This window comes from Kineococcus indalonis (genome assembly GCF_009906395.1).
Taxonomy (GTDB): domain Bacteria; phylum Actinomycetota; class Actinomycetes; order Actinomycetales; family Kineococcaceae; genus Kineococcus; species Kineococcus indalonis.
The window spans coordinates 1-9,616 of the sequence record NZ_JAAALM010000105.1 but is presented as its reverse complement, the minus strand read 5'-3'; the positions used below and the strand labels follow the sequence as shown (position 1 = coordinate 9,616).

General features: G+C 75.7%; 10 protein-coding genes and 1 pseudogene. 5 read left to right on the top strand and 6 right to left on the bottom strand.

The window, feature by feature from the left end:
* Window positions 1-183, bottom strand: a pseudogene (locus GTR00_RS07545) (hypothetical protein); the annotation flags it as partial.
* Window positions 184-320: 137 nt separating this feature from the next.
* Complete coding sequence (locus GTR00_RS07540) at window positions 321-725, bottom strand: DUF3099 domain-containing protein (protein WP_166611016.1); 405 nt, start codon at window positions 723-725, stop codon at window positions 321-323.
* Between the two features lie 157 nt (window positions 726-882).
* Between GTR00_RS07540 and fabG the strand changes: the two genes are divergently transcribed.
* Window positions 883-1,569, top strand: a complete 687-nt coding sequence (fabG, locus tag GTR00_RS07535; RefSeq protein ID WP_323132314.1) for a 3-oxoacyl-ACP reductase FabG — start codon at window positions 883-885, stop codon at window positions 1,567-1,569.
* Between the two features lie 30 nt (window positions 1,570-1,599).
* Window positions 1,600-2,367, top strand: coding sequence for an enoyl-ACP reductase FabI (gene fabI / locus GTR00_RS07530; protein WP_166611014.1), 768 nt, complete (start codon window positions 1,600-1,602; stop codon window positions 2,365-2,367).
* 185 nt (window positions 2,368-2,552) lie between these two features.
* On the opposite strand, the gene serB is transcribed toward fabI, so the two are convergent.
* The 3 genes from serB to glgC all read right to left on the bottom strand — a co-directional run bounded on the left by serB (window position 2,553) and on the right by glgC (window position 6,018).
* Window positions 2,553-3,815, bottom strand: coding sequence for a phosphoserine phosphatase SerB (gene serB / locus GTR00_RS07525; RefSeq protein ID WP_166611013.1), 1,263 nt, complete (start codon window positions 3,813-3,815; stop codon window positions 2,553-2,555).
* 57 nt (window positions 3,816-3,872) lie between these two features.
* Complete coding sequence (locus GTR00_RS07520) at window positions 3,873-4,700, bottom strand: LLM class F420-dependent oxidoreductase (protein WP_166611012.1); 828 nt, start codon at window positions 4,698-4,700, stop codon at window positions 3,873-3,875.
* A gap of 76 nt (window positions 4,701-4,776) precedes the next feature.
* Window positions 4,777-6,018 (bottom strand): glucose-1-phosphate adenylyltransferase, encoded by a 1,242-nt coding sequence (gene glgC, locus GTR00_RS07515; protein ID WP_323132313.1) that lies wholly within the window; start codon window positions 6,016-6,018, stop codon window positions 4,777-4,779.
* Between the two features lie 131 nt (window positions 6,019-6,149).
* Between glgC and glgA the strand changes: the two genes are divergently transcribed.
* Genes glgA through GTR00_RS07500 form a run of 3 tightly spaced genes read left to right on the top strand, consistent with a single transcriptional unit; the run spans window position 6,150 to window position 8,992 of the window.
* Complete coding sequence (gene glgA, locus GTR00_RS07510) at window positions 6,150-7,340, top strand: glycogen synthase (protein ID WP_166611010.1); 1,191 nt, start codon at window positions 6,150-6,152, stop codon at window positions 7,338-7,340.
* Between the two features lie 15 nt (window positions 7,341-7,355).
* Window positions 7,356-8,453, top strand: a complete 1,098-nt coding sequence (locus GTR00_RS07505) for a type III polyketide synthase (protein ID WP_166611009.1) — start codon at window positions 7,356-7,358, stop codon at window positions 8,451-8,453.
* Window positions 8,450-8,992: an isoprenylcysteine carboxyl methyltransferase family protein gene (locus GTR00_RS07500; RefSeq protein ID WP_166611008.1), complete on the top strand. Its 543-nt coding sequence runs from the start codon at window positions 8,450-8,452 to the stop codon at window positions 8,990-8,992. The genes GTR00_RS07505 and GTR00_RS07500 overlap by 4 nt, the downstream gene beginning before the upstream one ends.
* Here GTR00_RS07500 and GTR00_RS07495 read toward each other — a convergent pair.
* A partial coding sequence (locus tag GTR00_RS07495) for an MFS transporter (protein WP_166611007.1) occupies window positions 8,928-9,616 on the bottom strand: 689 nt, incomplete at its 5' end. The two genes, GTR00_RS07500 and GTR00_RS07495, sit on opposite strands and share 65 nt — an antisense overlap.

Sequence of the window (9,616 nt, the reverse complement as noted above, 5' to 3'; positions counted from 1 at the left end):
GGGCAGGGTGTCGACCCCGACGACCTCGCGCAGGAAGCCGCGCGCGCCGAGGAACTGCGCCAGGTGCTCGCGGTGCTGCCCGCAGGCCAGCCACGTCTTGCGCCGCTCGGGCGTGTGCAGGCTGGGGTTGTTCCACAACAGGCCGAAGTCGGCGGGGGAGGTGCAGCCGCGGGCGCTGCACACCAGGTCGGACGGAGGTTCGTGCCCCGGTTCCCCGCGGGTGCCGAGCGTGCGCGGCGCAGCGGGGACGGCTGGAGTGTCCACGGCGCCAGTCTCGCACCGGCCCGGGGCCGCGGCGACGGTCGCCCGCGGCGCGCCGCTCAGGAGTCCCGCCCGGCGGGGCCGCGCTGCGCGCCCGGGCCGGCGTCGTCGCCGGGCGAGCGCACCGAGGTGATGCGCGCCTCGACGGCCGGCAGGTCGCGCACGGGGACCTCCGGCACCGCGAAGGACTCCGGGGGCGGGCCCTTGGACTCGCGCCCGGCGTTGGCCAGCACGACGGCGACGTAGGGCAGGAAGAGGGCGCCGGCCACGAACAGCCAGCGGGTCCAGTGGTCCACCACCACGAAGAGGACGAAGCAGGCGGTGCGCACGAGCATCGAGACGACGTACTTGCGGTAGCGCACGCCGAGGTCGTCGGTGTGGGCGGTGGGGGCGGCGGTGATCCGGTAGACGCCCGGGTCCTCCGTGGCGTGGGTCCCGCTGGTGCGGGTGGGGTGCGAAGGCACCAGGCCACGGTAAGCCCGACCCCCGACACCCGCGCCCGGTGCGGACCCGCCGGATGCGTTAGCTTTCCTCCCCGTGCCCGACGCCACGACCGACGCCACCTCCACCACCGCGACCGGGACCGCGAGCGGCCCCGCCGCCGAGCGCACGCCCCGCAGCGTGCTGGTCACGGGCGGCAACCGGGGGATCGGGCTGGCCGTGGCGCGCGCCTTCGCCGCGCAGGGCGACCGGGTGGCGGTGACCCACCGCTCCGGGGAGGTGCCCGAGGGCCTGCTGGCGGTGCGCGCCGACGTCACCGACGGCGCCTCGCTGGACGCCGCCTTCGCGCAGGTGGAGCAGGCGCACGGGCCCGTGGAGGTCCTCGTCGCCAACGCCGGCGTCACCCGCGACCAGCTGCTCATGCGCATGGGCGACGACGACTTCGACGCCGTCGTGGACACCAACCTCGCCGGCGCCTGGCGCTGCGCGCGCCGCGCCGTGCGCGGGATGGTGCGCGCCAAGCGCGGGCGCATCGTCTTCGTCTCCAGCGTGGTGGGCCTGTACGGCTCGCCCGGGCAGACCAACTACGCGGCCAGCAAGGCGGGCATGGTGGGCCTGGCGCGCTCCATCGCCCGCGAGCTCGGCGGGCGCGGCATCACCGCCAACGTCGTGGCGCCCGGCTTCATCGAGACCGACATGACGCGCCAGCTGCCCGAGGCCACCCAGGCCGACTACAAGGGCCGCATCCCCGCCGGCCGGTTCGGCGCCGTCGACGACGTCGCCCGGGCCGTGCTGTTCCTCGCCGACGCCGGCTACGTCAACGGCGCGGTGCTGCCCGTCGACGGCGGCCTCGGCATGGGCCACTGACAGAAGCTGAAGGATCGGAGAGAGGAACCCATGGGTCTGCTGGACGGCAAGCGGCTGCTCGTCACCGGAGTGCTCACCGACCGCTCGATCGCGTTCGCGGTCGCGCGCGTGGCGCAGGAGGAGGGTGCCGAGGTCGTCCTGTCGTCCTTCGGGCGCCAGATGAAGATCACCACCACGATCGCCAAGCGGCTGCCGGAGCCCGCGCCCGTGGTGGAGCTGGACGCCACCAGCGAGGAGGACCTCGCCGCGCTGGAGGGCCGGGTGCGCGAGCACGTCGACGGCCTCGACGGGGTGCTGCACTCCATCGGCTTCGCGCCCAAGGACGCCATGGGCGGCAACTTCCTCAACACCGAGTGGTCCAGCGTGGCCACCGCGCTGCAGGTCTCGGCGTACTCGCTGAAGTCCATCGCCGTGGCGGCGCTGCCGCTGATGGCCAACGGCGGCTCGGTCGTCGGCCTGACCTTCGACGCGCGCGTGGCGTGGCCGGTGTACGACTGGATGGGCGTGGCCAAGGCCGCCTTCGAGTCCACCGCCCGCTACCTGGCCCGCGACCTGGGGCCGAAGGGCGTGCGCGTCAACGTCGTCTCCGCCGGGCCGCTGCGCACCACCGCCGCCACCTCCATCCCCGGCTTCGAGACCCTCGAGGGCACCTGGGGCGAGCGCTCCCCGCTGGGCTGGGACGTCACCGACACCGAGCCGCCGGCGCGCGCGGCCCTGGCGCTGATGTCGGACTGGTTCCCCGCCACGACCGGCGAGATGATCCACGTCGACGGCGGCTTCCACGCCATGGGGTCCTGAGGCGCCCCGTGCCCGCCGAGCGCCCGCCCTCCGGCGGCCGGCAGCTGGCCGTGCTGGCCGGGGCGATGGTCCTGGTGGTCGTCGTGCTGGTGCTGCTGGCGACCTGGGCCAGCCGGCGCGGCTGACCCCCGCGCCGGGCCCGGCCCCGGCCGCACGACCCCTCGCGGTCGTGCGGCCGGGGTCGTTCAGCGCGTCCCGGCGCCTCCGCCGGCGAGGGCATCGTCGGCCAGGTCGGCGTCCTCCACGTCCTCGCGGGTGATGCCCAGCAGCGGCAGGACCGCGTCCAGGTAGGGCACGTTCACGGCCGCGTCGGCCTGCTCGCGCACCACCGGCTTGGCGTTGAAGGCGATGCCCAGGCCGGCCGCGCCGATCATGTCCAGGTCGTTGGCGCCGTCGCCGATGGCGACGGTGCGGTGCAGCGGCAGGCCCTCGGCCGCCGCGAACTCCCGCAGCGCCACCGCCTTGGCCGCCCGGTCCACCACCGGCCCCAGCAGCCGGCCGGTGAAGCGCCCGTGCACCACCTGCAGCCGGTTGGCGCGCACGTGCGCGATGCCCAGCTCGGCGGCCAGCGGGCCGACGACCTCCAGGAAGCCTCCCGAGACCAGCGCCAGGGTGAAGCCGAGGCGGTGCAGGGTGCGGCACAGGGTGCGCGCGCCCGGGGTGAGCACCACCGCCTCGCGCACCCGCTCCACCACGGAGACGTCCAGGCCCTCCAGGCACGCCACGCGCTGGCGCAGCGAGGCGGCGAAGTCGATCTCCCCGCGCATGGCGCGCTCGGTGACGGCGGCCACCTCCGCCTCGCGGCCCGCGTGCGCGGCCAGCAGCTCGATGACCTCCTGGCGGATGAGCGTGGAGTCCACGTCCATGACGACCAGGCGCCGGCCCAGGCGGGCCAGGCCGCCGGGGGAGACGGCGGCGTCCAGGCCGTGCCGGCCCGCCTCGGCGGCCAGGGCCCGGCGCAGCTCCAGCACCTCCTCGGCGGTGGCGTCCACCGACACGTCGAACTCCACGCTCGTCACCGGCGTGGAGGACATGCGCCGCACCCGGTCCACGTTGGCCCCGCGCTCGGCGAGCACCGCGGTGGTGCGGGCGATCGCGGCGGGCAGCAGGGGGGCGCCCAGCAGCGTCACGTGCAGCCGCCGGGGCCGCGCGGCCGGGGCGACGGGCTCGCGCACGGTGCAGGTCACCTCCAGCCCGTGCGGGCGCCCCCAGCCGCGCAGGGCGGAGGTGAGCGCCGCCGGGTCGCCGGTGCCCACGAGCACGGCCAGGGTCAGCACGCCGCCCACGACGACCTGCTCGACGTCGAGGACCTCCGCGTCGGTGCCGGCCAGCGCCGTGAAGAGCGCGGAGGTCACGCCGGGGCGGTCGGCGCCCGTGACGGTGACCAGCAGCGCGGGGGCGGTGCCGGGCACGGGGCCCGGCGACGTGTCGTCGAGGGTTCCGGGCACGACGGGGAGGCTACCGGTCCGCCGCGCCCGTCCCGGGCGCGGCGGACCGCTGCCGGCTCAGGCGCGGGCGGCGTTCTTCTCGTCGCGCCAGGCCAGCCAGTCCGCCAGCGGCGCCAGGTCGAAGTCCGGGCCGCCGACGCCGATCGTGAACAGCCGCGTGCCCACCGCGTGCAGCGCCTCGCCCTTCTCGGCGGGGCTGTCGGCGGCGTCCACGCCCGCCGAGCGCTCGATCTCGCCCGGGTCGCGGCCGATCGCCGCGCAGTGCCCGTCGAGGACCTCGTGCTTGCGCGCGATGGTCTCCGGGTCGCCGAAGCCGTGCCAGATGTCGGCGTGCCGGGCCACCAGGCGCAGCGTCTTCTTCTCCCCGCCCCCGCCGATGAGGACGGGGATGTGCCGGGTGGGGGCCGGGTTGAGCTTGGCCAGGCGCGACTCGATGCGCGGCAGGTCCTCGGCGAGCCTGTCCAGCCGGCCGCCGGCGGTGCCGAACTCGTAGCCGTACTCGGCGTAGTCCTTCTCGAACCAGCCCGAGCCGATGCCCAGCACGAGACGGCCGGTGCCGCCGTCGTGCGCCGAGACGTGGTCGACGGTGCGGGCCATGTCCGCCAGCAGCTCGGGGTTGCGGTAGCTGTTGCAGGTCACCAGCGCGCCGATCTCGATGCGGCTGGTGGCCTCGGCCCAGGCGGCCAGCATCGTCCAGCACTCGAAGTGCAGGCCGTCGGGGTCGCCGTACAGCGGGTAGAAGTGGTCCCAGTTGAAGGCGACGTCCAGGCCCATCTCCTCGGCGCGCGCGGCCGCCGCGCGGATCGCGGGGTACTGCGCGTGCTGGGGCTGGAGCTGGACGCCGATGCGCACCGGACGGTCGCCGGCGGGTGCGGGGGAAGTCATGGCACGGATGCTGCCGCACCGGCCCCCCCGGGCGACAGGGGCGCGCGGGGGGGCCGGTGCGCCGGCGGGCGCGGGCTCAGTGCGGCGGGACCGTCTGCCCCTTGCCCACGACCGTCAGGCCGGAGTCGGTGACCGTGAAGCCGCGGGCGCGGTCCTCGTCGGGGTCCACGCCCACGCGCGCGTCCTCGGGCACCACGACGTTCTTGTCGAGGATCGCCCGCTGCACCACCGCGTGCCGGCCCACCTGCACGTTGTCCATCAGCACGGACTCGCTGACGTGCGCCCAGGAGTCCAGGCGCACCCGCGGGGAGACCACGGACTTCTCCACCAGGGCGCCGGAGACGACGGTGCCCGCGGAGATGATGGAGTTGACCGCGTGCCCGTAGGTGCCCTGCCAGCCGTGCACGAACTTCGCCGGCGGGTAGAAGTCCTGCGCGGCGATGATGGGCCACTCGTAGTTGTAGAGGTTGAAGACCGGCAGGACCGAGATGAGGTCCATCTGCGCCTCGAAGTAGGCGTCGATGGTGCCCACGTCGCGCCAGTAGGCGCGGTCGCGGTCGGTGGCCCCGGGCACCTCGTTGTCCTTGAAGTCGTACACGCCGGCCAGGCCGCGCTCGACGAAGTCGGGCACGATGTCGCCGCCCATGTCGTGCTTGGAGTCCTCCCGCTCGGCGTCGCGGGTCACCGCGTCCACGAGCGCGTCGGCGTCGAAGACGTAGTTGCCCATCGAGGCCAGCACCTCGTGGGGGGAGTCGGCCAGGCCCTGCGGGTTCTTCGGCTTCTCCAGGAACTGCGCGATGCGGGTGCTGCCCGGCTCGGTCTGGATGACGCCGAACTGGTCGGCCAGCGAGATGGGCTGGCGGATCGCCGCCACCGAGCACGGCGCCCCCGAGGCGATGTGCGCCTCGACCATCTGGGAGAAGTCCATCCGGTAGACGTGGTCGGCGCCGACCACGACGACGATGTCGGGGCGCTCGTCGGAGATGAGGTTCATCGACTGGTAGATCGCGTCGGCGCTGCCCAGGTACCAGCGCTTGCCCACGCGCTGCTGCGCCGGCACCGAGGCGATGTAGCTGCCGAAGAGGTTCGACATCCGCCACGACTGCGAGATGTGGCGGTCCAGGCTGTGCGACTTGTACTGCGTGAGCACCACGATCTTGCGGTACCCCGCGTTGACCAGGTTGGACAGGGCGAAGTCGATGAGGCGGTAGGTGCCGCCGAACGGCACGGCGGGCTTGGCCCGATCGGCGGTGAGGGGCATGAGCCGCTTGCCCTCCCCGCCGGCGAGGACGATCGCGAGGACGTTGGGAGCAGCCACGAGGGGCACCATAGGGCCGCGACCGCCACGATGCCCGGGCAACACCCCAGCACGTCGGGGACCCGTCGCCCCGGCGGCGGGCGCCAAGGGGCAGGATCACCGGTGCCGACCGGCCGAGACGAGGAGCGATCATGCGCGTGGACCTGCTGACCAGGGAGTACCCGCCGGAGGTCTACGGCGGTGCCGGGGTGCACGTGGCCGAGCTCGTGCGGGCCCTGCGCGCCGTCGAGGGCGGGCCCGAGGTCCTCGTGCGCTGCTTCGGCGCCCCCCGCCCCGAGGAGGGCGTCACCGCCTACGGCGAGCCCGCCGAGCTGGCCGGCGCCAACGCGGCGCTGCGCACCCTGGGCGTGGACCTGCCCATGGCCGCCGGCACCGCCGGCGCGGACCTGGTGCACTCGCACACCTGGTACGCCAACACCGCCGGCCACCTGGCCTCCCTGCTGCACGGCGTGCCGCACGTGGTGACCGCCCACAGCCTGGAGCCGCTGCGGCCGTGGAAGGCCGAGCAGCTCGGCGGCGGCTACGCCCTGTCCAGCTGGGCCGAGCGCACCGCCTTCGAGGCCGCCGCCGCCGTCGTCGCCGTCAGCGCCGGCATGCGCGCCGACATCCTGCGCAGCTACCCCGCCCTGGACCCCGCGCGGGTGCACGTGGTGCACAACGGCATCGACGCCGCCGACTGGACGCCCGTGGAGGGCCGCGACCTCGTGCGCGCCAACGGCGTGGACCCCGACCGCCCCAGCGTCGTCTTCGTCGGGCGCATCACCCGCCAGAAGGGCCTGCCGCACCTGCTGCGCGCGGCCGCCCAGCTGCCCGCGCAGGTGCAGCTGGTCCTCATCGCCGGCGCCCCGGACACCCCGGAGATCGCCGCGGAGGTCTCCGGCCTGGTCGCCGAGCTGCAGCAGCGCCGCTCCGGCGTGGTCTGGCTGGACCGCCACCTCAGCCGCCCGGAGCTGCTGGAGCACCTCTCGCAGGCCACCGTCTTCGTGTGCCCCTCGGTGTACGAGCCGCTGGGCATCGTCAACCTCGAGGCCATGGCGTGCGGCGCCGCCGTCGTCGGCACCGCCACCGGCGGCATCCCCGAGGTCGTGCAGGACGGCGTCACCGGCTGGCTGGTGCCCATCGAGCAGGTGCAGGACGGCACCGGCGCCCCCGTGGACCCCGACCGGTTCGTCGCGGACCTGGCCGCCGCCCTCGCCGACGCCGTCTCCGACCCCGACCGCGCCCGCGAGCGCGGCGCCGCCGGCCGCCGCCGCGCCGTGGAGGCCTTCAGCTGGTCCGCGATCGCCCGCCGCACGCTCGAGGTGTACGAGTCGGTCCTCTGAGACAGCATCGGCCCCATGCCGCCCACCGCGCCGACCCGCACCTGCCCCCCGACCTCCCGGGTCGTCGCGGTGGAACCCGTCCTGCCGCCGCACCGCTACGAGCAGGAGGAGGTCTCCGCGCAGCTGGTGCCGCTGCTGGCCCCGGAGGGCCCGCGCCGGCGCCTGCTGCACCGCCTGCACGCCGCCAGCGGCGTGCAGCGGCGCCACCTGGCGCTGCCGCTGGAGCGCTACGCGCAGCTGGACTCCTTCACGGCCAGCAACGCCGCCTTCGCCGAGGTCGGCCTGGACCTGGCCGAGCGCGCCCTCAAGGGCGCCCTGGCCGGCGCCGGCGTGGAGCCGGAGGAGGTGGACTTCCTGCTGTTCACCACCGTCACCGGCGTGGCCGCCCCCTCGCTGGACGCCGCGCTGGCCGTGCGCGCCGGCCTGCGCCCCACCGTCCGGCGCCTGCCCTCCTTCGGGCTGGGCTGCGCCGGCGGGGCCGCCGGCCTGGCGCGCGTGGACGACTACCTGGCCGGGCACCCCGACCAGGTGGGCGTGCTGGTCTCGGTGGAGCTGTGCTCGCTGACCCTGCAGCACGAGGACTCCTCCACCGCCAACCTCGTCGCCAGCGGCCTGTTCGGCGACGGCGCCACCGCCGCGGTGCTCGTCGGGGCCGAGCGCGCCGCCGGCACGCCCGGCTGGGACGTGCTCGCCTCGCGCAGCCGCCTGTTCGCCGGCACCGCCGGCTCGCTGGGCTGGGACGTGGGCAGCTCCGGCTTCAGCATCGTGCTGGCCGCCGACCTGCCGGACCTGCTGGCCGCCGAGGTGGGCGCGGAGGTGGGCGCCCTGCTGGGCGAGCAGGGCCTGGACGTCGCCGCGGTGGAGCGCTGGGTGGTGCACCCCGGCGGGCCGAAGGTCCTCGACGCCGTCGCCGGCGCCCTGGGCCTGCCCGGCGGCCCGCGCGGCGCCCTGGCCCCGAGCTGGACGTGCCTGCGCGAGGCCGGCAACCTCTCCAGCTCCTCGGTGCTGCACGTGCTGGCCGCCACCGAGCGCGTGCCCGGCGAGCACGCCCTGGTGCTGGCCGTGGGACCCGGCGTGGGCACCGAGCAGGTCCTGCTGCGGGCCGCCGCGTGAGCGGCGTCGCGCTCTTCGGCGCGCTCGTGCTGGCCACCGGCCTGGAGCGGCTGGCCGAGCTGGTCGTCTCCACCCGCAACGCGCGCTGGTCCTTCGCCCGCGGCGGGGTGGAGAGCGGGCGCGGGCACTTCGGGCCGATGGTCGTGCTGCACACCGGCCTGCTGCTGGCGTGCCTGGCGGAGGTCGTCGTCGCCGACCGCCCGTTCCTGCCGGCCCTGGGCTGGCCGGCGCTGGTGCTGGCGCTGGCCAGCCAGGTGCTGCGCTGGTGGTGCATCGCCTCCCTGGGGCCGCGCTGGAACACCCGCGTGATCGTGGTGCCGGGCATGCCGCCGGTGGTGCGCGGGCCCTACCGGTGGCTGAAGCACCCCAACTACCTCGTCGTGGTGCTCGAGGGCGTCGCGCTGCCGCTGGTGCACACGTGCTGGGTCACCGCGCTCGTGTTCACCGTGCTGAACGCCGTGCTGCTGCTCGGCTTCAGGCTGCCGGCGGAGAACCGGGCGCTGGCCGCCCTGCCCGCCCCGGAGCCGGCCGCGCGCTGACCAGCAGCGAGGCCACCGCCGCCAGCAGGCACAGCGCTCCCGCGCCCACGAACGCCCCCGCGTAGTCGCCGGTGGCGTCGCGCACCGCCCCGGCGCCGAACGCGGCCACCGCCGCCCCCAGCTGGTGGGCGGCGAAGACCCAGCCGAAGACCACCGGCCCCGCCGCGCCGAAGTGCTCCCGGCACAGCGCCACCGTCGGCGGGACGGTGGCGATCCAGTCCAGGCCGTAGAAGACCACGAACACCCACGTGGCCGGCTGCACGTCCGGCGCCAGGACGCTCGGCAGCAGCAGCAGCGAGACCCCGCGCAGGCCGTAGTAGCCCAGCAGCAGCAGCCGGGGGTCCACCCGGTCGGTCAGCCAGCCGGAGGCGATCGTGCCGGCCACGTCGAACAGGCCCACCAGGGCCAGCAGCGAGGCCGCCGTCGTGGCCGGCATGCCGTGGTCGTGGGCGGCCGGCACGAAGTGCGTGCCGACCAGGCCGTTGGTGCTGGCCCCGCACACCGCGAAGCCCGCGGCCAGGAACCAGAACGCCCGCCGGCGCACCGCCACGCGCAGCGCCGCGGTCGCCGACAGCGCCGCCGGGGGCCGCGCAGCCGCGACCGCGGCGCTGCGCGTGGCGGTGC